Source organism: Pseudomonas sp. GW456-E7 (genome assembly GCF_059424105.1).
Map to the genome: position 1 here is coordinate 61,261 of NZ_JBWKZB010000031.1, position 22,024 is coordinate 83,284.

General features: G+C 60.2%; 19 protein-coding genes. 8 read left to right on the top strand and 11 right to left on the bottom strand.

Features of this window, described 5'->3' with window-relative positions:
- Window positions 1-56 precede the first annotated feature (56 nt).
- On the top strand, window positions 57-617 hold the full coding sequence (locus tag AC07YV_RS19540; protein ID WP_102700718.1) for a DUF2780 domain-containing protein: 561 nt from the start codon (window positions 57-59) through the stop codon (window positions 615-617).
- Between the two features lies 1 nt (window position 618).
- Here the strand turns inward: AC07YV_RS19540 and yihG are convergent, their stop codons facing one another.
- Window positions 619-1,506 carry a 1-acylglycerol-3-phosphate O-acyltransferase, YihG family gene (yihG, locus tag AC07YV_RS19545; RefSeq protein ID WP_102700719.1) on the bottom strand — a complete coding sequence of 296 codons (888 nt, stop codon included), beginning with the start codon at window positions 1,504-1,506 and terminating at the stop codon, window positions 619-621.
- Between the two features lie 274 nt (window positions 1,507-1,780).
- Here yihG and rloA2 point away from each other — a divergent pair, with 274 nt between their 5' ends.
- The 4 genes from rloA2 to creD all read left to right on the top strand — a co-directional run bounded on the left by rloA2 (window position 1,781) and on the right by creD (window position 6,020).
- Window positions 1,781-2,287, top strand: coding sequence for a retropepsin-like aspartic peptidase RloA2 (gene rloA2 / locus AC07YV_RS19550; protein ID WP_102700720.1), 507 nt, complete (start codon window positions 1,781-1,783; stop codon window positions 2,285-2,287).
- A 59-nt stretch (window positions 2,288-2,346) separates the two neighbouring features.
- Window positions 2,347-3,027, top strand: coding sequence for a two-component system response regulator CreB (creB, locus tag AC07YV_RS19555; protein ID WP_102700721.1), 681 nt, complete (start codon window positions 2,347-2,349; stop codon window positions 3,025-3,027).
- Window positions 3,027-4,445, top strand: a complete 1,419-nt coding sequence (gene creC, locus AC07YV_RS19560; RefSeq protein WP_102700722.1) for a two-component system sensor histidine kinase CreC — start codon at window positions 3,027-3,029, stop codon at window positions 4,443-4,445. Before creB ends, creC begins: the two co-directional genes overlap by 1 nt.
- Window positions 4,446-4,649: 204 nt before the next feature.
- Window positions 4,650-6,020, top strand: coding sequence for a cell envelope integrity protein CreD (creD, locus tag AC07YV_RS19565; RefSeq protein ID WP_102700723.1), 1,371 nt, complete (start codon window positions 4,650-4,652; stop codon window positions 6,018-6,020).
- Between the two features lie 210 nt (window positions 6,021-6,230).
- On the opposite strand, the gene AC07YV_RS19570 is transcribed toward creD, so the two are convergent.
- The 8 genes from AC07YV_RS19570 to AC07YV_RS19605 form a co-directional block, all read right to left on the bottom strand.
- The gene (locus AC07YV_RS19570; RefSeq protein WP_102700724.1) at window positions 6,231-6,860 is read right to left on the bottom strand and encodes a glutathione S-transferase; all 630 of its coding nucleotides are present in this window, start codon (window positions 6,858-6,860) and stop codon (window positions 6,231-6,233) included.
- 176 nt (window positions 6,861-7,036) lie between these two features.
- Window positions 7,037-7,216, bottom strand: coding sequence for a hypothetical protein (locus AC07YV_RS19575; protein WP_056726593.1), 180 nt, complete (start codon window positions 7,214-7,216; stop codon window positions 7,037-7,039).
- On the bottom strand, window positions 7,213-8,343 hold the full coding sequence (locus AC07YV_RS19580; RefSeq protein ID WP_102700742.1) for a PepSY-associated TM helix domain-containing protein: 1,131 nt from the start codon (window positions 8,341-8,343) through the stop codon (window positions 7,213-7,215). The genes AC07YV_RS19575 and AC07YV_RS19580 overlap by 4 nt, the downstream gene beginning before the upstream one ends.
- A 72-nt stretch (window positions 8,344-8,415) precedes the next feature.
- Window positions 8,416-10,851, bottom strand: coding sequence for a TonB-dependent siderophore receptor (locus tag AC07YV_RS19585; RefSeq protein ID WP_102700725.1), 2,436 nt, complete (start codon window positions 10,849-10,851; stop codon window positions 8,416-8,418).
- Window positions 10,852-11,122: 271 nt separating this feature from the next.
- The gene (locus tag AC07YV_RS19590) at window positions 11,123-12,097 is read right to left on the bottom strand and encodes a FecR domain-containing protein (protein WP_102700727.1); all 975 of its coding nucleotides are present in this window, start codon (window positions 12,095-12,097) and stop codon (window positions 11,123-11,125) included.
- Window positions 12,094-12,612 carry an RNA polymerase sigma factor gene (locus AC07YV_RS19595; RefSeq protein ID WP_102700728.1) on the bottom strand — a complete coding sequence of 173 codons (519 nt, stop codon included), beginning with the start codon at window positions 12,610-12,612 and terminating at the stop codon, window positions 12,094-12,096. The genes AC07YV_RS19590 and AC07YV_RS19595 overlap by 4 nt, the downstream gene beginning before the upstream one ends.
- A gap of 195 nt (window positions 12,613-12,807) precedes the next feature.
- Complete coding sequence (locus tag AC07YV_RS19600; protein WP_102700730.1) at window positions 12,808-13,515, bottom strand: 3'-5' exonuclease; 708 nt, start codon at window positions 13,513-13,515, stop codon at window positions 12,808-12,810.
- Complete coding sequence (locus AC07YV_RS19605; RefSeq protein ID WP_102700731.1) at window positions 13,512-15,452, bottom strand: DUF294 nucleotidyltransferase-like domain-containing protein; 1,941 nt, start codon at window positions 15,450-15,452, stop codon at window positions 13,512-13,514. Before AC07YV_RS19605 ends, AC07YV_RS19600 begins: the two co-directional genes overlap by 4 nt.
- Window positions 15,453-15,706: 254 nt before the next feature.
- On the opposite strand from AC07YV_RS19605, the gene AC07YV_RS19610 reads away from it, so the two are divergent.
- Both AC07YV_RS19610 and AC07YV_RS19615 read left to right on the top strand, forming a co-directional pair.
- The gene (locus tag AC07YV_RS19610; RefSeq protein ID WP_102700732.1) at window positions 15,707-16,165 is read left to right on the top strand and encodes a response regulator; all 459 of its coding nucleotides are present in this window, start codon (window positions 15,707-15,709) and stop codon (window positions 16,163-16,165) included.
- Window positions 16,166-16,526: 361 nt separating this feature from the next.
- Entirely contained in the window at window positions 16,527-17,438 is a 912-nt protein-coding gene (locus AC07YV_RS19615; protein ID WP_102700733.1) for an EamA family transporter, read from the top strand.
- 74 nt (window positions 17,439-17,512) lie between these two features.
- Here AC07YV_RS19615 and AC07YV_RS19620 read toward each other — a convergent pair whose 3' ends face one another.
- Complete coding sequence (locus tag AC07YV_RS19620) at window positions 17,513-19,690, bottom strand: malate synthase G (RefSeq protein WP_102700734.1); 2,178 nt, start codon at window positions 19,688-19,690, stop codon at window positions 17,513-17,515.
- A gap of 546 nt (window positions 19,691-20,236) precedes the next feature.
- Between AC07YV_RS19620 and AC07YV_RS19625 the strand changes: the two genes are divergently transcribed.
- The gene (locus AC07YV_RS19625) at window positions 20,237-20,755 is read left to right on the top strand and encodes a glycine cleavage system transcriptional repressor (RefSeq protein ID WP_102700735.1); all 519 of its coding nucleotides are present in this window, start codon (window positions 20,237-20,239) and stop codon (window positions 20,753-20,755) included.
- A gap of 215 nt (window positions 20,756-20,970) precedes the next feature.
- On the opposite strand, the gene rarD is transcribed toward AC07YV_RS19625, so the two are convergent.
- Entirely contained in the window at window positions 20,971-21,858 is an 888-nt protein-coding gene (gene rarD, locus AC07YV_RS19630; RefSeq protein ID WP_102700736.1) for an EamA family transporter RarD, read from the bottom strand.
- Window positions 21,859-22,024: the final 166 nt, after the last annotated feature.

The window sequence follows — 22,024 nt, forward strand, 5'->3', positions numbered from 1 at the left end:
CCAATGCACAGTTTTTCGCCGCCCATTGCCGGGCGGTGTTCATCGAGGATGTCTGAATGAAGATTTCACGCGGTTTTGCACTGGCATCGCTCCTGACCCTGGCGGCCAGCCCGGCTTTTGCACAGTTCAACCTGAGTGATGCAGCCAATGTCATTGCCGGCATGAAGGGCGATGACGCGGCCGAGACCGCCGCACCGACGCCGCAGACCGCCGATTTGCTGAGCACCCTCAGTGAATTGGACATCACTCCAGAGCAAGCCATCGGCGGCGCCGGGGCCATGCTGGGCCTGGCGAAGAACCAGTTGAGTTCGACCGACTACGCGCAATTGGCCAAAAGCGTGCCGGGCATCGACATGCTCTCGGGCGGCGGTGAATTGGGCGCGCTGGCCGGCCTGCTCGGCTCCAGCGGCAAGGCTGCAGGGCTGGATAACGCCCTGGGCAACGTCAAGGACACCAACGACTTGAACAACGCCTTCAGCGCCCTGGGCATGGACAGCGGCATGATCGGCCTGTTCACCCCGGTGCTCTTGCAGTACCTCGGTCAGCAGGGCGTCGGTGGTACGCTGCTGAGCAGCCTGGGCAATATCTGGGGCGCTGGCGCCAGCACCGGTAGCTGATTCAGTAGCGCTCGGCGCGCAAGGCGTCGATGCGCCGGTCCTTCTCGATCCAGAGCTGGTTGACCCAGTTCTGGATCTTCTCGCGAAACACCGGATCGTTTTCGTAATCGCCCTGCCACAGCGCCGGGTCGAGTTCGCGGGTCTTGATGTCGATGATGACCCTGGGCACATTGCCGCTGATCAGGTCCCAGAACCCCGGAATCTTCTGCTGCGGGTAAACCACCGTCACATCGAGAACGGCGTCCAGCTGCTCGCCCATTGCCGCCAGCACGAATGCCACGCCGCCAGCCTTTGGCTTGAGCAGGTGAGTGAACGGCGACTGCTGTTGAGCACTTTTCGCTGCGGTGAAGCGCGTACCTTCCAGATAGTTGACCACCGTCACCGGTTGGCGCTTGAACAGCTCGCAGGCCTTTTTGGTGATCTCCAGATCCTTGCCCGCCAGCTCCGGGTGTTTGGCCAGGAACGCCTTGCTGTAGCGCTTCATGAACGGGTAGTCCAGCGCCCACCACGCCAGGCCCAGGAAGGGCACCCAGATCAGCTCTTTCTTGAGGAAGAATTTGAAGAACGGCGTGCGCCGGTTCAGCGTCTGGATCAGCGCCGGGATGTCGACCCAGGATTGATGGTTGCTGATCACCAGGTACGAGGTATCGCGGCGCAGATCTTCACCGCCACGGATGTCCCATCGGGTGGGGATGCAGACGCGGAAAATCAGCTTGTCGATTTCCGACCAGGTTTCGGCGATCCACATCACCACCCAGGAGGCGTAATCGCGAAAGCGCCCGGGCAGGACCAGTTTGAGCAAGGCAAACACCATCAAGGGTCCGATCAGGACCAGGGTGTTGAGCAACAGCAGCAGTGTGACGAAACAGCCGGTGAGCAGGCGGCGCATAAAGAACTCTTGCAAGCGTTTGGGCGCGCCATGATAAGCAGCTTCGGGCGACAGGCCAAATCGCTATGACGAATGCTTCACCTGGGTGGCGGTAGGCTGGATACCCTCGTCCCTGTAGGAGCTGCAGAAGGCTGCGATCTTTTGACTTTGTCTTGAAGATCAAAAGATCGCAGCCTTCTGCAGCTCCTACAGGGCGTTGATCTTCAAATATCTGCGAACGAATTCAACGGCCACGGTCTAAAATTCCGCTGCCCATCCTTCAAGGAAGCCCTACGTGAAATCGCTCCTCGCACTGCTTTCCCTCCTGGCCCTGCCGGTCATGGCCGCCGAGCCGACCCTGTACGGGCGTTACGAATACATCGCCCTGCCGGAAATCGGCGGGCAGGTCCTCAAGGCGAAAATGGACACCGGCGCCCTGACCGCATCCCTGTCGGCCAAGGATATCGAAACCTTCAAGCGTGACGGCGAAGACTGGGTGCGTTTCCGCCTGGGCACCAAGGATGCGGGCAACCAGGTCTACGAACACAAGGTCGCGCGCATCAGCAAGATCAAGACCCGCTCCGAAGAGGACGAGGAGGACAACGAAGTCGTCGCGCCGACCAAGCGTCCGGTGGTCGATCTGGAGCTGTGCCTGGGGCACGTCAAGCGCACGGTCGAGGTCAACCTGACAGACCGCAGCAGCTTCAACTACCCGTTGCTGATCGGCGCCAAGGCGTTGCGCGAATTCGGTGCGGCGGTGAACCCGGCACGGCGGTTTACCGCGGACAAACCCGATTGCTGATTGACGGGGTGTGAGGCTTGGGGCACCGTTCGCCCACATCCCTGCCGGGCTCGGACGCCATGCCTCATATCCTGATTGTCGAAGACGAAGCGGCCATTGCCGACACCCTGATTTTCGCCCTGCAAGGCGAGGGCTTCACCACCACGTGGCTGAGCCTCGGCGCGGCGGCGCTGGAGCATCAGCGTCAGACCCCGGCGGATCTGATCATTCTCGATATCGGCCTGCCGGACATCAGCGGCTTCGAAACCTGCAAGCAACTGCGGCGCTTCAGCGAAGTGCCGGTGATGTTCCTCAGTGCCCGGGATGGCGAGATCGATCGCGTCGTGGGCCTGGAAATCGGCGCCGACGATTACGTGGTCAAGCCGTTCAGCCCGCGGGAGGTGGCGGCGCGGGTCCGGGCAATTCTCAAACGCATGTCACCCCGCACGGTGAGCGAACCGTCGACGACGCTGTTTCGCATCGATAGCGACCGTGTGCAAATCAGTTATCGCGGTCAACTGCTGACCCTTACCCGCCATGAATTCCGCCTGTTGCAATGCCTGCTGGAACAGCCCGAGCGCGTCTTCAGTCGCGAACAGTTGCTCGATGCCCTGGGCGTGGCCGCCGACGCCGGTTACGAGCGCAGCATCGACAGCCACATCAAGAGCGTGCGTGCCAAGTTGCGACGGGTGAAGGCTGACGCCGAACCGATCCAGACCCACCGCGGCCTTGGCTACAGCTACAGTCCGGGACACAGCTGATGCCGCTGGGAATCCGGTTTTTCCTGGTCTACGCACTGTTCATCGGCCTGACGGGCTACTTTGTGCTCAACACGGTCATGCAAGAGATCCGCCCCGGCGTTCGCCAGTCCACCGAAGAAACCCTGGTCGATACCGCCAACCTGATGGCCGAGATCCTGCGCGATGACTTCAAGGCCGGCACCCTCAATCAGAACCGCTGGCCGCAACTGCTCAAGGCCTATGGTGAGCGCCAACCGGCGGCGAAAATCTGGGGCTTGGCGAAGAATCAGGTCAACCACCGCATCTACGTCACCGACGCCAAGGGCATCGTCGTGCTGGATTCCAGCGGGGCGGCGGTGGGACAGGATTACTCGCGCTGGAACGACGTCTACCTGACCCTGCGCGGCGAATACGGCGCTCGTTCCACCCGCGGTGACCCGAACGATCCGGGGTCTTCGGTGATGCATGTCGGTGCGCCGATTCGCGACAACGGCCAGATCATTGGCGTGGTCACCGTGGCCAAGCCCAACAGCTCGTTGCAGCCTTATGTGGATCGCACGGAACGCCGGTTGCTGGCGTATGGCGCCGGGCTGATCGGTCTCGGTTTGCTGTTCGGCGCGTTGTTGTCCTGGTGGCTGAGCCGCGCCCTGCGCAGATTGACGGCGTACGCCCAAGGCGTCAGTGCAGGCCGGCGGGTTGAAGTGCCGCATTATCGCGGTGGTGAGCTGGAACAATTGGCCACGGCGGTGGAGCAGATGCGCACGCAGCTTGAAGGCAAGGCCTACGTCGAGCGTTACGTGCACACACTGACCCACGAGTTGAAGAGTCCGCTGGCAGCCATTCGTGGCGCGGCGGAACTATTGCAGGGCGAGATGCCGCCGGTCCAGCGGCAGCGTTTCGTCGGCAACATCGACAGCGAAAGTGCGCGCATGCAGCAGTTGATCGAGCGCTTGCTGAATCTGGCGCAAGTCGAGCAGCGTCAGGGGCTGGAAGAACGCGTCGACGTGCCGCTGGGGGCTTTGGTGAGTGAGTTGCTGAGTGCTCAGGCGGCGCGAATCGAAGGCAAGCAGTTATGTGTGGAGCAAACCATTGCAGCGGATCTGACCGTGACCGGTGAGCCATTCCTGTTGCGTCAGGCGCTGGGAAATCTGCTGGAGAACGCTCTGGATTTCACCCCGGCTTGTGGCTTGCTGCGATTCAGTGCCACAAAGATCGGTGAGCAAATCGAATTCAAGCTTTTTAACCAGGCCGAGGCGATTCCCAACTATGCGTTGCCGCGCTTGAGCGAGCGCTTCTACTCACTGCCGCGTCCGGACAGTGGGCGAAAAAGCACAGGGTTGGGGCTTAACTTCGTTGAAGAGGTGGTCAAGTTGCATGGTGGGGCGATGAGTGTCGGTAATGTCGACTGTGGTGTAGAGGTCACGTTGCGCCTGCCTTAGGACCGAGTCGCGGCCATCGCGAGCAAGCTCGCTCCCACATGGGATCTCCCGCGAACACAAAATATATGCGAACCGAAGATCAAATGTGGGAGCGAGCTTGCTCGCGATGGGGTCGGTCAAGTCTCCACATAATCCCCACATTTCTCCCATAAAACCCCCACACAGCCACGCCAGACTTTCCCCATCCAAAACAGGGAGAGTCCCATGAACCGTAGCCTGACCCTAAAACTCGGGGCGATTGCCCTGTTGATTCTGTTGTTGCTGATCCCGCTGCTGATGATCAACGGTGTGATCCGCGACCGTCAGCAACTGCGCGACGGCGTGCTCGACGACATCGCCCGCAGTTCCAGTTTCAGCCAGCAGGTGAGCGGTCCGTTGCTGGTGGTGCCCTATCGCAAAGTGGTGCGCACCTGGAAGACCCGTGAAAAAACCAACGAGCGTTATCAAGACATCAGCGAAGAACGCGGTCGTCTCTACTTCCTGCCGGAACGCTTCGAGCTCGACGGCCAGGTGCAGACCGAGTTGCGCTCCCGGGGGATTTACCAGGCGCGGCTGTTTCATGCCGACAATCGCATCAGTGGGCTTTTTTCGCTGCCGGCGCGGCTCGGAATCAAGGAAGACTTTGCCGATTACCGGTTCGACCAGCCGTTTCTCGCCGTTGGCATCAGCGACATCCGTGGTATCGAAAATGCCCTGAAACTCGAGCTCGACGGCCAGAGCCTGGACTTCATTCCCGGTAGCCAGGTCGGCTGGCTGGGTGAGGGCGTGCACGTGACACTGCCGGCGCTGAACACCGAACAGGCCGCGGAGCTGACTTTCGGTTTTAACCTGCGCCTGCAAGGCACGGGCGTGTTGCAGGTATTGCCGGTGGGTAAAACCAGCACCGTCTCGCTGAGCGCCGACTGGCCACACCCAAGCTTCATCGGCAACTATCTGCCGGCCCAGCGTAACGTCACCGATCAGGGGTTCACCGCCAACTGGCAGGCGTCGTTTTTCTCCACCAATCTGCAGGAGGCCTTGAGCAGCTGCGTCACCGGCGGTGACTGCGCAGCCTTCAGCGGCCGCAGCTTCGGCGTGAGCTTTATCGACCCGGTGGACCAGTACCTGAAAAGCGACCGGGCGATCAAATACGCACTGCTGTTCATCGTCCTGACGTTCGCCGGCTTCTTCCTCTTCGAAGTGTTGAAAAGCCTGGCCGTGCACCCGGTGCAATATGCGCTGGTGGGGGTGGCCCTGGCGTTCTTTTACCTGCTGTTGCTGTCGCTGTCCGAGCACGTGGGTTTTGGGCTGGCCTATCTGTTGTCGGCGGCGGGCTGCGTGTCGTTGATCGGTTTTTATGTGTGCCATGTGCTGCGTAGCGTCGTGAACGGGTTGAGTTTCTCCACGGGACTGGCGGCGTTGTACGGCCTGCTTTACGGCGTGTTGAGCGCCGAGGATTACGCGCTGTTGATGGGCTCGTTGCTGCTGTTCGGCTTGTTGGGCGTGTTCATGGTGCTGACGCGCAAGCTGGACTGGTACGGGATCGGGCAGAAAACGGCCAAGCCGTTGGACTTCGATATTGGAGCGGTGCAATGAACCGGTCGGTGGGGTTGCGCGAGGATCAGCGCTGGGGCGAGGTGTTGGTGACGCGGATTTTGCAGTGGTTGCCTGATGAACCGCGTTGGTATTTTCGCGAGCAGGCTCGCTCCCACAAGGGTTCTCCAGTGAATACAACATTTGTACGCACCGACGACCTACTGTGGGAGCGAGCCTGCTCGCGAAGCGGCCAGTACAGCCGGCGAAGTCCTAAGCCTTCGGCATCGTCGCAATCATCGAAGGCCGCTGACTCACCTCGAAGTACCACGCCGCCAGTTGCGGATTCGCCGTGCGCCAATCCAGATCCGGGTGGCGCAGGTCGAGGTAACCCAGTGCACAGGCCACGCTGATCGCAGCCACATCGAAGTGGCTGGTCAGCTCGGCAATCGCGTCCTTTTCCAGCAGGGCCAGGGCGCGGCGGATCTTGTCGCGCTGGCCGTCGAGCCATTCGTCCCAGTGTTTCTCCGGGGCACGCAGGGCGACTTCGTAGCGCACCAGCACGGCCGCATCCATGATCCCGTCGGCAAGGGACGCGAGGGTCAGGCGCCGCCAGCGGGCCGAGCCTTCGCGGGGGATCAGCGGGTTGCCGACGTGCTGCTGATCGAGGTAGTCGAGGATGACCCGGCTGTCATGGATGACATTGCCATCGGCCAGGCGCAGGGCCGGGATTTTGCTCAGGGGGTTGTCGTCGATCAGGACCGGGTCCGGGGTCACCGGGGTGAGGACGCTGGTCTGCAGCGCCACGCGGTCCTGTTGACCGGTTTCGTGCAGCAGCACCATGACTTTGCGAACGAAGGGAGAGAGCGGGTTGTGGTACAGGGTCATGCTCGGGGCGGACATGGCAGCGTCTCGATCGGTGGCAGAGTCGGGCAGCATAGCGTGTTGGGGCGATTGCTCAAGATGGCCCCCACTGTAGGAGCGAGCTTGCTCGCGATGGACTTGAGAGCGCCGCTGGGTGTCAGGTTTCCCGCGTTATCGTTGACGTCCATCGCGAGCAAGCTCGCTCCTACAGGGGGTCAGCGGCGTTGCAGGAGGCCGCGCAGGGCCAGCACAGCCGGGATGCCCAGCCCCACCCAGCTCAGTGAATCCCACACACCATCGCCGAGCAACGCGGCGAACAGCCCTGCCGCGCTGAGCACCGCGATGACGGTGGGAATGGCAAAGACCTTCCAGAAATTCGACTGCCGGGGCTTCATGCCACGTTCTCCGCTTTTTCCAGCACAGGCCTGGCAGCCTTGCGCCGCACCACCCACAGGTAGACTCCGCTGCCGAGCACAATGATGGTCAGCACATCCAGGGTCGCCCAGAGGATTTGCATCGGCATGCCGCCGTAGTCGCCGAAGTGCAGCGGCTGCGACATGCCCATGGCATCCATGTACCAGGGCCGCTCGGCCACGGCGGTGACTTGCAGGGTGCTGGCGTCGATCAGCACCGGTGTCAGCAGGTGCGAGGTCAGGTGCGTGCTGCCTTTCATGAACACCGCGTAATGGTGCTCGCTGGAAAACCGCGTGCCGGGGAAGGCGATGAAGTCCGGTTGCATGCCCGGTGCGACGTCCTTGGCGATGTCGAGCAGACGGGTGGCCGGCGCCAGTTGCGTCAGCGGTGGCGCATCGCGGTACGGCGCGACCATCGCGCTCAGGCTGTCGTTGCGCCAGGCGGCAATGATCAGGTCGGCGCAGGCACTGATCACGCCGGTCACGCCGACCACCAGGGCCCAGGTCAAGGTCACGACGCCGATCAGGTTATGCAGGTCGAGCCAGCGCAGGCGGGTGGATTTGTCCTGGCGCACGGTGGCGAACTTCAGGCGGCGCATGAATGGCAGGTACAAGACGGTGCCGGAGACGATCGCCACCACGAACAGAATCCCCATGAACGCCAACAGCAGTTTGCCCGGTAAGCCGGCAAACATGTCCACGTGCAGGCGCAACATGACCATCATGAAACCACCGTTTGCCGACGGCATCTCCAGGGCCTCGCCGGTACGGGCGTCGAGCATGAAGGTGTGGGACGAATTGGGTTCAGTGCCGGCGGTGGGGGCCATGATCGCAATCGCGGCATTGGGCTCGTCGTCCTCGAAGCCGAAATACTGCATGACTTCGCCAGGGCGATGCTTTTCAGCCGCCGCTACCAGTTGCTGCAAATCAAGCAGCGGGGTGTCTGCCGGCATCTGCTTCAGCTCGGCTGCATCACCGAGGAGGTGGTCGATCTCGTGATGGAAGATCAACGGCAGGCCGGTCAGTGCCAGCAGCAACAGGAACACCGTGCAAATCAGGCTGGTCCAGGTATGAACAGCGGACCAGCGGCGAATTGTTTTACTTTTCATTTCATAGCCTTCAGAAAAACCAAAGCCGTCCTTTGGGGACGGCTTGGTCATAGGGCGTGTCAGCTCAAACTGTTACCACTTGTACGTTGCACTGGCGACGACACTGCGCTGGTCGCCGTAGTAGCAGTAGAAGCTGTCGCAAGTCGAGATGTAGTCCTTGTCGAACAGGTTGGTTGCGTTAACGGCCAGCGAAGCGCCCTTGAGGCTGTTGTCCAGGCGGCCGAGGTCGTAGTGTACCGCGGCGTCGAACACCGTGTAGGCGTCGGCCTTGCCCAGCCAGGTGTTGGCCTCGTCGCCGTAAGTGTTGCCGGTGTAGCGCGCGCCGGCGCCGATGCCGAAACCGTCGAGCACCCCGTTGTGCCAGGTGTAGTCGCCCCATACCGATGCTTGCTGGTTAGGCATCAGTTGCAGGCGATTGCCCTTGAACGCGCCATCTTGCACTTCGGACTTGGCCAAGGTGTAGGCGGCGGTGACCTTGAGGTTTTCGGTCACGTCGGAAACGGCTTCCAGCTCCAGGCCTTTGACTCTCACTTCACCGGTCTGGCTGGTGACCGTCACGTTGCCCACATTGTTGGTGACGGCAACGTTTTTCTGGGTCAGGTCATACACAGCGGCCGTCAGCAGTGTGTTGCTGCCCGGTGGCTGGTACTTGATACCCAGTTCCCACTGCTTGCCTTTGGTCGGCTTGAACGAATCGGTTGGCGAGGCGACGGCATTGCTGGCCGGCTGGAACGATTCGGCGTAGGACAAGTAAGGCACGAAGCCCGAGTCGAACACATAGCTGATCGCCGCGTTGCCGCTGAAGTTCTTGTCGCGCTGAGTGTTGGTGGCATCGCCCTTGTTGAAGAATTTGGTGCCGGTATGCACCCAGTCTTCACGACCGCCGAGGGTCAGGCGCCATTGGTCGAGGGCCATTTGATCCTGGACGTACAGACCGGTCTGGTAGGTCTTCTGGTCATAGTCATAAAACGCCGAGGAGCGTGGTGGACGGGTGATCGGCAAGCCATAGACCGGATCGTTGACGTTGATGGCCGGTGCGGTGCCAAAGATCGAGGTGTAGTTGGTGTTGCTGCGCTGGTGGTCCAGGCCGATCAACAGCGTGTGATTGATGTCGCCGGTGGCGAAGTCGGCCTGGAGGTTGTTGTCCACGGCGAACTGGCTGATGTCTTCGTCGACATTGGTCGTGCCGCGCCCGGTGTTGCCTTCATCGTCTACGACAAATCCGATGGAGGGAAAGTAGCTGTTGACGGTCACCGTCTGGAACGACAAGTCTGACTTGGTGTAGCGCAGGTTCTGGCGGAACTGCCAGACATCGTTCAAGCGATGCTCGAAGGCATAACCCAGTGCGTAATAGGTGCGGTCGTAGAAATCGTAGTCCGGATCACCCAGGTTCTTGTGGTGCGAGATCTTGCCGAAGGGCATGTCGATCTTGGTGCCCTGAATCGGATAGAACTGGCTGGTAACGCCGGTATCGTCACGGGTGAACTGCGTCAGCAGGGTGAAGCGGGTGTCTTCGTCGATGTTCCAGGTCAGGCTTGGCGCAATGTTGTAGCGCTTGTCATTGATATGGTCGATCTGGGTGCCGCCGTCACGCACCACGCCGCTCACGCCATAGAGAAACCGGCCTTCGTCGTCTATCTTGCCGGTGCTGGCGAAGTTGATCTGGCGATGGTTGTCGCTGCCGTATTGCAGCTGGATTTCGCTGCTGGCTTCGGCGCTCGGGCGACGGCTGACCATGTCCAGCAGGCCGCCTGGCGGGGTCTGGCCGTACACGGACGAGGCCGGGCCCCGCAGCAAGGCCAAGCGGTCGAGGTTCCAGGTTTCCTGTTTCGGGTTGGCGTATACGCCTTTTGGCAGGGGCAGGCCGTCGAGGAATTGAGTCGGCTCGAAACCACGCACGCGCAGCCAGTCAGCGCGGGTGTCGCTGCCGTAGCTGCTGGCGGTGATGCCCGGCAGGTAGCGCACGGCGGCGTCAAGGGTATGCGCGTTGCGGTCGTCCATCTGCTCGCGAGTAACGACCGAAATCGAGCGCGGTACCTCGACCAGCGCGGTATCGGTCTTGGTGCCGGCGGCGGTGCGCTTGGCAACGTAGCCTTGCACCGGGCCCCAGGCGCTTTCAGCGTCTTCCACACCAATCACGCTGGTTGCCGGCAGAGCCATCACGCCCTCGGGCACGGCCGCCAGGCTGTAGGTGCCGGCACTGCTTTGCTCAAGTTGCAGCCCGGTGCCACGCAGGGCCTCGCGCAGGGCGCCAGCGGCGTCGAACTGGCCGTTGACTGGCGCCGAGGTTTTGCCTGCCGCCAGGGATGGGTTCAACGACAAGGCCAGGCCGGCCTGGCTGGCGATCTGGTTCAGGGTGCTGGCCAGTGGTGCGGCTGGCAGGTTGTAGGCGCGAACGCTTGCCGCCTGCTCAGCGGCGACCAGTTGGCTGCTGGCCATAGGGGTGCAAAGGGCAACGGCGACCGCCAGCAAACTGGGGCGCAACAGGGTGTTCAGCGAACGGGACATACAGCGGCTCCTGAATGGAAACATTTCTCAATTGCCTGTGTGCCGAACGAGAATCAGAAAGTGATAGGGCTGGATGGAAATAATTTTTATTCAGCTATTCAATAAGCACTGAAGGGTTTCAGGCGTGCGCCTCTGTGGCGAGGGGGCTTGCCCCCGTTGGGTCGCGAAGCGGCCCCCGCGATTTATCAGGTAAACCGCATTTGCGGTTTGGCGACTGCTTCGCAGCCGAGCGGGAGCAAGCTCCCTCGCCACAAAGGGGCTGTGTGCGGGTTCAGGGCTTTGTTTCGGCCTTGGCTACTACCTTCACCCACCATTGCGTGTGCTGTTCGATCTGCACGGGCAGGGTCGGCAGCAGGGCATTGAGCGCCAGGTCGGTGTCACGCAGCGGGAAGCTGCCAGTGATGCGCAGGTCGGCCACTTCCGGCGCAACGCCGACGTAACCGGTTCGATAACGGCCGATTTCATGCACCAGATCTTCCAGCCGCGTGTTGTCCACCACCAGCATGCCGCGGGTCCAGGCATCCGCGCCGAAGTTGACGGCCAGAACCGGACCCAGGCCGTTATTGCGGAGCAACACCTGCTGGCCTTCGCGCAGAATCTGTTCATCCGGGCTGGACTCGGGGTGAACCGCCACCGCCGACTGCAACACACTCAGGCGTGTGCCTTCTTCTTCACGCTTGACCAGAAACCGCGTACCCAACGCACGCATGCTGCCTTCACGGGTTTCGACGATGAACGGCCGGGGATCGCCATGACCGGTTTCAACCAGGATTTCGCCTTCCTGAAGCACGATGCGCCGCTGCTTCTCATCGAAGCGCACATCCAGGGCACTGTGGGTGTTGAGATTGACCAGCGTGCCATCGGCCAGGCGCAGGGTGCGCTGCTCGCCAACGGCGGTGCGCTGGTCGGCCAGCCAGTAATCGATCGGCAGGTAACGTGGCCCGGCAAATAGCGCCAGGCCGATCACGGCTACCACGCTCGCCACGCCCTTACCGAGCTTGCGCACCCGGCGGCGGATGCCTTCGCGCGATTGCAGCAGGGCAGTGCGGGCCGGGCCATTGGCTGCGCTGAAGCGTTGGTCGAGCATGCCCAACTGGCGCCAGGCGCGGGCGTGCTCTTCGTGGGCGGCGTGCCACTTGGCGAATTCTTCGCGCTCTACCGGGTTGGCGCCATCCATGGACAACTGCCAGGCAATCGCTGCGTCCAGCACGTTGGCCGATACCGGTTTGGAACCGAGCGGGTTCATGTCGGCTCACCGTACAGCGCGATGTAGCATTGGCGAATGCCCTGGGCCAGGTACTGGCGCACCCGCGGCACCGATACCCCCAGGCGCTCGGCGATTTCTGCGTGGCCAAGACCGTCGAGACGGTTGTAGAGGAACGCCGCCCGAGCCTTGGTGGAAAGTTTGCCGAGCAAGCGGTCGATGTTTTTCAGGTCTTCGAGGATCATCTGCTGTTCTTCCGCCGACGGTTGTTCGGCTTCGGGAATCAGCATCAGTTCGGTGAGGTAAGCCTGCTCCAGCGCGGCGCGACGGAAATAATCGAACAGCAGGCCCTTGGCGATGGCCACCAGGAATGCCCGCGGTTCGCGTGGTTCCTTCAGTTCCTCGCGGCCCAGCAAGCGCACGAACGTGTCCTGGCTCAGGTCTTCGGCCCGCTGTGGGCAGGCGACATTGCGTCGAAGCCAGGCCAATAGCCAACCGCGATGGTCGCGATATAACGCACCGACGAGCTCACTTTGAGGGCTTGGGACTGACGACACGCAGCATCACCGCTTGGGAAGTGTTAACTAACGAGAATTGTTCGCGATTGTGGCAGAGGCCCGGGAGGTCCGCAATCGGCGTTGGTCGGGAGACCGCGTCATCGTTCATCGCGGGCAAGCCCGCTCCCACAGGGGGGGGCGGTACTCCTGTGGGAGCGGGCTTGCCCGCGATGAGGCCAGAGCAGGCGCCGAAGACTAGAAGGACGGTGCTTGTTGCCGACGCTTCCACTGACTCAATCGCTGTTGCAAATTCAGCGGGCTATGAATCTGCTGCTGCCGTGCGCGGCTGAACAGGATCAGCGCCAGTTCGGCCGTGGCCAGGGCGTCGGCGCTGGCGTGGTGACGTTCGAAGACTTCGAGCTTGAACCAGTCGATCCAGTCGTCCAGCCCGGCCTCGCGAAAGTGCGCCTGGGGGCATAGCAGCGGTGCAATGTCCGCCACGTCCAGAAACGGATGCTGCAACTTGAAACCCAGGTGATCTTTCAGCGCACGGCCGAGCATGTGCTGGTCAAACGGCGCGTGGAAGGCCAGTACCGGGCTGTCACCGAGGTATTCCATCAGGTCCACCAGCGCTTCTGCGGGATCGCTGCCCGCCGCAATGGCGCTGGGGCCAATGCCGTGGATCAGCACGCTGGGGCCGAGTTTTACTTGCGGATATTGCAAGGTGCGTTCGAACTGCTGGCGAAAGTCGATGGCCCCGTCCTCGATCGCTATCGCGCCAATCGAAAGCACATGGTCCTTGTTCAGGTTCAGCCCGGTGGTTTCCAGATCGAGCACCACCCAGCGCTGCTCACGCAGGCTGCATTCGCCCAAGGCGGCAGCGGCAGGCAAGCGTTCCAGGCGATGTTGCAGGTCGGCGGGCAGGGTGGGACTCGGCGGGCGCAGCCAGGAAAACAGGCTCATAACTGATACCGCAAGGTCAGGCTGCTCTGCAGGCGTTGGGCCTGACGCAGGGACTCACGCAGGATGCGCCGGTCCAGATGATTGAGGCTGTCGGGATCGACCCGGTTCGAGTAGGGAAAATTCTCCCGGGTCTGTAATTGATGTTGCTGCATGCGGGTTTGCTGAATGAAGTGATAGGCCTCTTCGTACGCGGCGCCGTTCAGGGGTTCGATGACCTCTTTGGCGACCAATTGGCGAAAACGCTCCAGCGTGTTGTTGGCCTCGATGCCATGGGCCAGGGCCAGCAGTCGGGCGCCATCGACAAAGGGTGCCAAGCCCTGGATCTTCAGGTCCAGGGTGGCTTTCTCGCCATTTTTGCGCGTCAGCACGAACTCGCGCAAACGCCCTACGGGCGGGCGATTGCGCAGCGCATTCTCGGCCATCATGCGCTGGAACAAACGGTTGTCGCCGACCTGATCGAGAATGCCCCGACGCAGCTGCTCGCAGCCTTGCTCGCTGCCCCAGACCACGCGCAGATCGAAATAGATGCTCGAGCCCAGCAGGTTCTCCGGGGTGGCCTCGCGGATGAACGCTGCAAAGCGCCGCGCCCATTCGGCCCGGGACAGGCACAGCTCGGGGTTGCCGGCCATGATATTGCCCTTGCACAAGGTGAAGCCGCACAGCGCCAGGCTCTGGTTGATCTGCTGGGCGATGGGCAACAACTTGCCGCGAATCTCGGCGGCATGGGCCGCATCCCTGGCTTCGAAGAGAATGCCGTTGTCCTGATCGGTGTGCAGGGTCTGCTCGCGACGGCCTTCACTGCCGAAGCACAGCCAACTGAATGGCACGCCGGGATCACCTTTTTCGGCGAGGGTCAGTTCGATTACCCGGCACACGGTGTGATCGTTGAGCAGGGTGATGATGTGGGTGATCTGCGTCGAAGACGCGCCATGGGCCAGCATGCGCTCGACCAGTTGGCCGATTTCGCCCCGCAGCGCCACCAGGTTTTCCACCTTCTGCGCGTTGCGGATGGTGCGCGCCAGGTGCACCAGGTCGACCCGTTGCAGGGAAAACAGATCGCGCTCGGAAACCACGCCGCACAAGCGTTGGTCCTTGACCAGGCAGACATGAGCGATGTGACGCTCGGTCATGGCAATCGCCGCGTCGAATGCACTGTGATCCGGCGACAGGAAAAACGGCGCCCGGGTCATGTGCCCTTCGATGGCTTCGTTGAAATCACTGCTGCCGTTGGCCACGGTCTGACGCAGGTCGCGCAGGGTGAAAATCCCCAGTGGCGCTTTGAGTTCATCGACCACCACGATGCTGCCGACCTGTTGTTCGTGCATCAACGTCACGGCTTCGCGCAAGGGTGTCTGCGGTGCGCATGACACCGGGTGGCGCATGGCCAATTCGCCCAGTCGGGTATTGAGCGAATATTGGGTGCCGAGGGTTTCCACGGCTTTTTGCTGCACTTGCTGGTTGACCTGGTCCAGCAGGCTGCTGACGCAGCGCAGGGCGAAGTTGCGGAAGGTGTCCGATAGCGAAAACAGGCGGATGAACGCCGGCTTGTTCAGTTGCAGGCAAAAGGTGTCTTCACCGGCGAGGTGCTCGGTACGGGTCGCCCGTTCACCCAGCAACGCCGCGAGGGGAAAACATTCACCGGTGGTGATCTCGAAGACCGTTTCGGTGCCACCTTTTGCCGTATCCGGACGCTCGCCCACGACCCGGCCTTGTTTGACGATATAGAAGTGCTCGACCGGGCCGTCGGCGGGTTTGATGATGCTCTCGCCAGGGGCGTAGAAACGCAGGTGACATTGCTCGACCAGATACGCCAGGTGCGCGTGCTCCATCTGGTTGAAAGGCGGGAAGCGCTGAAGGAATTGCAACGTGCCCTGGATGTTCTGCAACACCGCGGTTTTCCCTGCCTGTGTGAAGGCGTCCGCTTTACTCATAACCATTACCGCAGTCTTTTTTTGAATTGTTGTAGTCGGATGACCTGGACATGGTCGACCCCTGTAGCCGGGGTGCCCATTGGACGTAAGTCTAGGTAGGCCGTTAGCGCCCTGAAATGTCGGAAAAATCCTACGCAAGTGTGCGAAAAACCTCTCGGCCCCCCTATTGGAAAATTATCTGTCGGAGTGCACATTGGTGGTCAGCTTAGCGATGTCTCATAACTGTGCTAGGGAATTGAATTGAACATGTAGAGAACGCCATGTCCGACCACGATATTTTGAGTGATGCCGAGCGCGAAGCGCTGAGTGCCGTCATGCTGGAACCTGACCTGCCACCGCAACGGGTGCTGATCGTCGATGACGATAAGGACGCCCGGGAGCTGCTGTCAGAGATCCTGGCGCTGGACGGTATTTCCTGCATAACAGCAGCCAGTGGCAAAGCGGCACTCAATATCCTGGTGGCTGAGGCAGAAATCAAAAAGCCCTCGATCGGACTACTTATCACCGACCTGCGGATGGGCCATGTAGATGGGCTGGAGCTGATCCGCCAGGTACGCGAATCGGTAAGGGCGGCGTTGCCGGTCATCATCGTCTCGGGCGATGCCGACGTAAAAGATGCGATCGCCGCGATGCATTTGAGTGTGGTGGACTTTCTGCTCAAGCCGATTGAAGCCAGTGATTTGCTGGTACTGGTAAAACACGAATTGGGCATTAAATAACGGATCTCCTGTAATTGTTAATTACAGGTTCGATTTGTTTTGGTGGGGTTAACTTGTAATTAAGTTTATCTGATTGGTCTGCGAAAAAGCTGCTCACAAATAGCTTGTTTCTTCTTTCGGTTATTCAGTTATCGTTCGGTTCTTGCAAACCAATGCAGGCATTTATTTGATGCTGTGCCTGGTTTAATAAAATCTGTCGTAGCACTATCCAGGTTGCCAGTTTGGCACTCCGCTTTTTAGTGGTTTGAGTACGCCGATGGTCGTCGTGTATTCAGTCTGCGGCTAGTTTCTGCAAATAAAATGCCGACAAAGGTCATTACTCTTCCTGGATTGTGTGGTTGTGTGTCGCAATGAGGACGATATGATAAAGAAAATTGAATTTCGCGATCTTGTACTTATTATCGGTGTGACAGTCATGTGGGGCAGTAATTATACTGTAATTGATATCAGTCTTGACGGTATCGATCCATTCATACTGACAGCGTTGCGCTTTACATTCTGTGCATTGCCATTGGTGTTCTTCATCCCGAAACCGAAGGGTGTCAGTACTTTTGTAACTATAGTCTACGGTTTGTTGTTTGGTATCGGAATGTGCTGGCTGATGAACTATGGCATGTTTCTTGGTGTCAGTGCCGGCGTGACCTCTTTGCTCTTGCAATTCAGTGCATTTTTCACGGTCATCTGGGGAGTATTGCTGTTTGGGGAGAAAATGACGGGAATACACGTGGCGGGTATTCTCATGGCGTTACTGGGGCTGATGTTTATTATTCATGTAACGGACGGTTATGCCGAAAGCTTTGGCCTTTTCCTGATACTCCTCGGTGCATTGTTCTGGAGTTTGTGCAATGTGCTGGTCAAGAAAAGCAAGGTGGTTGATATATTTTCCTTTGTCGTTTGGTCGAGTCTGTATGCAACACCGCCTCTCTATCTGATGACTTACTGGGTCAAGGGGGCAGCCCCCTTCCAAACGTTGCTAACGGACATAACTGCTCCGGTGCTGGTGTCTGTCCTGTTTCAGGCCTATGTGGCGACGGTATTCGGATATTGGGTGTGGAACCGAATGATTGAGAAGTATCCGGCGAGCCAGGTTGCACCGTTGTCAGTGATTGTTCCGATATCGGGTATTTTGACCTCATGGTATGTACTCGACGAACCCATTGGTGGCGAAAAACTGTTTGCTCTCATCATCACGGTCCTTGGAATTGCCTTGTTCATGAATGCATCGAGAATAGGCCGCCACATCGCTGCAAACGCGTTGCGTTTCAGGGGATAGTTCTGCATTTGCAGGAAGCAGAAACAAAAATCCCCCGGTTTTTCAACCGGGGGATTGCTGTGGAGTGAGCTGGATTACAACCCGTTCTTCGCCTTGAACTCGCGACGACGACGGTGCAGGACCGGCTCGGTGTAGCCGTTCGGCTGTTTGGTGCCTTCGACCACCAGTTCGACCGCCGCCTGGAAGGCGATGTTGCTGTCGAAGTTCGGGGCCAGCGGACGGTACAGCGCGTCGCCGGCGTTCTGCCGGTCAACCACCGGCGCCATGCGCTTGAGGCTTTCCATGACCTGCTCTTCGGTGACGACGCCATGGCGCAGCCAGTTGGCGATGTGCTGGCTGGAAATACGCAGCGTGGCACGGTCTTCCATCAGGCCGACGTCATTGATGTCCGGCACTTTCGAACAGCCGACGCCCTGGTCGATCCAGCGCACCACGTAACCGAGAATGCCCTGGCTATTGTTGTCCAGTTCGTTCTTGATCTGTTCGGCGGTCCACTGCGGGTTCACCGCCAGCGGGATGGTCAGGATGTCGTCCACCGATGCATGGGCACGTTTGGCCAGTTCGGCCTGACGGGCGAACACGTCAACCTTGTGGTAGTGCAGTGCGTGCAGTGCCGCGGCAGTCGGCGAAGGTACCCAGGCGGTGTTGGCACCGGCCAGCGGGTGAGCGATTTTCTGTTCGAGCATCGCTGCCATCAGGTCCGGCATGGCCCACATGCCTTTACCGATCTGCGCGCGACCTTGCAGGCCGGTGCTCAGACCGATATCGACGTTGGAGTTCTCGTAGGCGCCGATCCATTTCTCCGCCTTCATGTCCGCCTTGCGCACCATCGGGCCGGCTTCCATGGAGGTGTGGATTTCATCGCCCGTGCGGTCGAGGAAACCGGTGTTGATGAACACCACGCGCTCGCTCGCCGCCTTGATGCAGGCCTTGAGGTTGATCGTGGTACGACGCTCCTCGTCCATGATCCCGACTTTGAGGGTGTTGCGCGGCAGGCCCAGCACGTCTTCGATGCGACCGAACAGCTCGTTGGTGAACGCCGCTTCCTCAGGACCGTGCATCTTCGGCTTGACGATGTAGATCGAGCCGGTGCGGGTGTTTTTGCGCGAAGTGTTGCCGTTCAGGTTGTGCATCGATGCCAGGCAAGTCACCAGGCCATCGAGAATACCTTCCGGCACTTCGTTGCCTTGACTGTCGAGGATCGCGTCGATGGTCATCAGGTGGCCAACGTTGCGCACGAACAGCAACGAACGACCGTGCAGGCTCAGTTCACTGCCATCAACCGCGGTGTAGGTGCGGTCGGCGTTCATGGTGCGGGTAAAGGTCTGACCGCCCTTGGCGACGTCTTCCGACAGATCGCCCTTCATCAGGCCGAGCCAGTTGCGGTAGATCACCACTTTGTCATCAGCGTCGACGGCGGCAACCGAGTCTTCGCAGTCCATGATGGTGGTCAGTGCGGCTTCCATCAGGATGTCTTTGACGCCGGCCGCGTCGGTCTGGCCGACCGGGGTGCTGGCGTCGACCTGGATTTCGAAATGCAGGCCGTTGTTTTTCAGCAGGATCGCGGTCGGTGCAGCGGCATCGCCCTGGAAACCGATCAGTTGAGCGTCGTTGCGAAGGCCGGTGTTGCTGCCGCCTTTAAGGGCGACCACCAGTTTGCCGTCGACGATTTTGTAGCCGGTGGAATCGACGTGGGAGCCGGCCGCCAATGGTGCCGCTTCGTCGAGGAAAGCACGGGCGAAGGCGATGACCTTGTCACCGCGCACCTTGTTGTAGCCTTTGCCTTTTTCCGCGCCGTTGGCTTCGCTGATGGCGTCGGTGCCGTAGAGCGCGTCGTACAGCGAGCCCCAGCGGGCGTTCGAGGCGTTGAGCGCAAAGCGGGCGTTCATCACCGGCACCACGAGTTGCGGGCCGGCCATGCGGGCGATTTCGTCATCGACGTTTTGCGTCGTTGCCTGGAAATCGGCCGCTTCTGGCAGCAGATAACCGATGTCTTGCAGGAAGGCTTTATAGGCCACGGCGTCGTGCGGTTGACCAGCACGCGCTTGGTGCCAGCCGTCGATACGAGCCTGGAAATCATCGCGTTTGGCGAGTAGGGCTTTGTTCTTCGGCGCCAGGTCATGGATGACCTTGTCGGCACCGGCCCAGAACTTATCGGCGGTGAGGCCGGTACCGGGAATGGCTTCGTTGTTCACGAAGTCGAACAGGACTTTGGCGACCTGCAGGCCACCGACTTGAACGTGTTCAGTCATTGCTTGCCTCACTCTGCTCAGCTATTTCGCTTTTCAGCTCTTCAATTTAACAATGAAGCCTTTGGCCATTTAAACCACAAACCCCTTTGCCAGTACATGCCCATGACGGGCGGCTGGGTTGGGACCAATCAACGGCTTGGGGCCTTGCTGACAGGGCTTTCAGGGTTGCGAACGGGCCGGCGGCAGACATCGATCCAACGTTATGTAGTGCGCGCTGCGGCATACTACATGATGAATTGCGGATGTGAAAATTAGACTAATCACGTCGTTCTGCGACCCCATGACGCATTGCGGTCACGGCGCGGAACAGGATGTTCTCAAAAAACCAGTGGATTGTTCCAGTTAAATATCAAAAGTTGTACACGATTTGTTGGGTCGGTCAGATCGGCGGTGCCTTCATTCGCGAGCAGGCTCGCTCCCACAAAGGCCCGCGCAACCCTTGTGGGAGCGAGCCTGCTCGCGAAGGCGCCTGACCTGTCGGCGCAGGTCCAACCCTTGCCTATACTTGGTTCTCTGTCACAAAAATCATGACCAGAGGGCTGCGCCATGGACCACCTCGTACTCACCGTTTTCGCACCGGACAAGCCCGGGCAAGTCGAGCGCATTGCCCAATGCATTGCCGAGCACGGCGGCAACTGGCTGGAAAGCCGCATGTCGCGCATGGCCGGACAATTCGCCGGCATTCTGCGGGTGGGCGTGCCGGCCGAGGCCTATGACGAATTGGTCGATGCCCTGCAAGGCTTGTCCACCCAGGGCATTCGCGTACTGATCGCCGAAAGCAGCATCGAACAATCCTGCACCTGGAAGCCGATCGCGATGGAACTGGTGGGCAATGATCGCCCGGGAATCGTGCGTGACATCACACGTTTGTTGAACGAGCAGGGGGTGAGTCTGGAACGGTTGGTTACCGAAGTGCGCCCGGCACCGATGAGCAGCGAGCCGTTGTTCCATGCCGAAGCGATTCTTGCCGTGCCGCTGACGCTGTCGCTGGACGTCCTGCAATCGCGCCTGGAAACCCTGGCCGACGATCTGATGGTCGAATTGGTGCTGCGCAGTGAGCCCTGATCAGGTTATCCAAGTTAAACGTGCACCGGCCTGTGGATAACCTGTAGAGACACCCCGCCAGGCCACGCCGACCGGGGTTCTTCAGGATCTGATCAAAAAACCAGCAGTTTCAGCCACTTGCGCACAATCGGCGGGGATCACGCTGTGGATAACCTTGGGAAGGAATGATGCAGGCCACGGAACTCGTGGCCTGTAGAGGTTTGTATGTTTTTTGATCAGCTGCGACGACGCAAACTCAGCCATGCATCCACGCTGTAAACCGCCAGACCGGCCCAGATGAACATGAACGCTACCAGGGTGCTGGACGACAGGTGCTCGCCAAACAGCAGGACTGCTTGCAGTAGTACCAATGTCGGCGCCAGGTACTGGAGAAAACCCAGTGTCGTGTAGGGCAAATGCCGTGCAGCCGCGTTGAAGCAGACCAGCGGCACCAGCGTGACCGGCCCGGCCGCCACCAGCCACCAGGCTTCTGACGTGGTCCAGAACTCGACCTGAGCGCTGTGGGCGGTCGGGTTGAACAGCAACCAGGCAATGGCGATCGGCACCAGCATCCAGGTTTCCACCACCAGCCCGGGCAGTGCCTTGACCGGTGCCTGCTTGCGAATCAGCCCGTAGAAACCGAAGGTCAGTGCCAGCACCAGCGATACCCACGGCAGGCTGCCGACTTGCCAGACCTGTTGCGCCACACCCACAGCCGCCAGACCGACGGCAATCCACTGCATGCGCCGCAGCCGTTCGCCAAGGATCAGCATGCCCAGCAACACGTTCACCAAGGGGTTGATGTAGTAACCGAGGCTGGCCTCCAGCATGCGGCCGTTGTTCACCGACCAGACGTAGGTCAGCCAGTTGGCCGCGATCAGCGCACCGCTCAGGGCCAGTATCGCCAGGCGTCGCGGGTTCTCCCGCAGCTCGCGCCACCAGCCGGGATGCTTCCACACCATCAGCAGCAAGGCGCCGAACAGCGCCGACCACAACACCCGGTGGATGATGATTTCCACGGCGGGCACGCTGGCGATGGCTTTGAAGTAGAGGGGGAAAAGTCCCCAGATGATGTAGGCACTCAGACCCAGAATGTACCCGCGACGCGGGTTGGCGGCTTGCATGCAGAATCCTTGCTTAGGCAGCTAACAAAGTAGGGATTGTAAGGAGATTCGTCTGCGAATGTCCTGCCTGAATAGGTAGGTCATTTGTGAACACAGAACCTGTGGGAGCGGGCTTGCTCGCGAAGGCGGCGTGTCAGTCGACATCAATGTTGAATGACACGCCGCC

Bases quoted from the DNA above. Each gene is read 5' to 3' on its own strand.
- AC07YV_RS19540 (WP_102700718.1), top strand. From the start codon at position 57: ATGAAGATTTCACGCGGTTTTGCACTGGCATCGCTCCTGACCCTGGCG.
- yihG (WP_102700719.1), bottom strand. From the start codon at position 1,506: ATGCGCCGCCTGCTCACCGGCTGTTTCGTCACACTGCTGCTGTTGCTC.
- creB (WP_102700721.1), top strand. From the start codon at position 2,347: ATGCCTCATATCCTGATTGTCGAAGACGAAGCGGCCATTGCCGACACC.
- creC (WP_102700722.1), top strand. From the start codon at position 3,027: ATGCCGCTGGGAATCCGGTTTTTCCTGGTCTACGCACTGTTCATCGGC.
- creD (WP_102700723.1), top strand. From the start codon at position 4,650: ATGAACCGTAGCCTGACCCTAAAACTCGGGGCGATTGCCCTGTTGATT.
- AC07YV_RS19570 (WP_102700724.1), bottom strand. From the start codon at position 6,860: ATGTCCGCCCCGAGCATGACCCTGTACCACAACCCGCTCTCTCCCTTC.
- AC07YV_RS19575 (WP_056726593.1), bottom strand. From the start codon at position 7,216: ATGAAGCCCCGGCAGTCGAATTTCTGGAAGGTCTTTGCCATTCCCACC.
- AC07YV_RS19580 (WP_102700742.1), bottom strand. From the start codon at position 8,343: ATGAAAAGTAAAACAATTCGCCGCTGGTCCGCTGTTCATACCTGGACC.
- AC07YV_RS19585 (WP_102700725.1), bottom strand. From the start codon at position 10,851: ATGTCCCGTTCGCTGAACACCCTGTTGCGCCCCAGTTTGCTGGCGGTC.
- AC07YV_RS19590 (WP_102700727.1), bottom strand. From the start codon at position 12,097: ATGAACCCGCTCGGTTCCAAACCGGTATCGGCCAACGTGCTGGACGCA.
- AC07YV_RS19600 (WP_102700730.1), bottom strand. From the start codon at position 13,515: ATGAGCCTGTTTTCCTGGCTGCGCCCGCCGAGTCCCACCCTGCCCGCC.
- AC07YV_RS19605 (WP_102700731.1), bottom strand. From the start codon at position 15,452: ATGGTTATGAGTAAAGCGGACGCCTTCACACAGGCAGGGAAAACCGCG.
- AC07YV_RS19610 (WP_102700732.1), top strand. From the start codon at position 15,707: ATGTCCGACCACGATATTTTGAGTGATGCCGAGCGCGAAGCGCTGAGT.
- AC07YV_RS19615 (WP_102700733.1), top strand. From the start codon at position 16,527: ATGATAAAGAAAATTGAATTTCGCGATCTTGTACTTATTATCGGTGTG.
- AC07YV_RS19620 (WP_102700734.1), bottom strand. From the start codon at position 19,690: ATGACTGAACACGTTCAAGTCGGTGGCCTGCAGGTCGCCAAAGTCCTG.
- AC07YV_RS19625 (WP_102700735.1), top strand. From the start codon at position 20,237: ATGGACCACCTCGTACTCACCGTTTTCGCACCGGACAAGCCCGGGCAA.
- rarD (WP_102700736.1), bottom strand. From the start codon at position 21,858: ATGCAAGCCGCCAACCCGCGTCGCGGGTACATTCTGGGTCTGAGTGCC.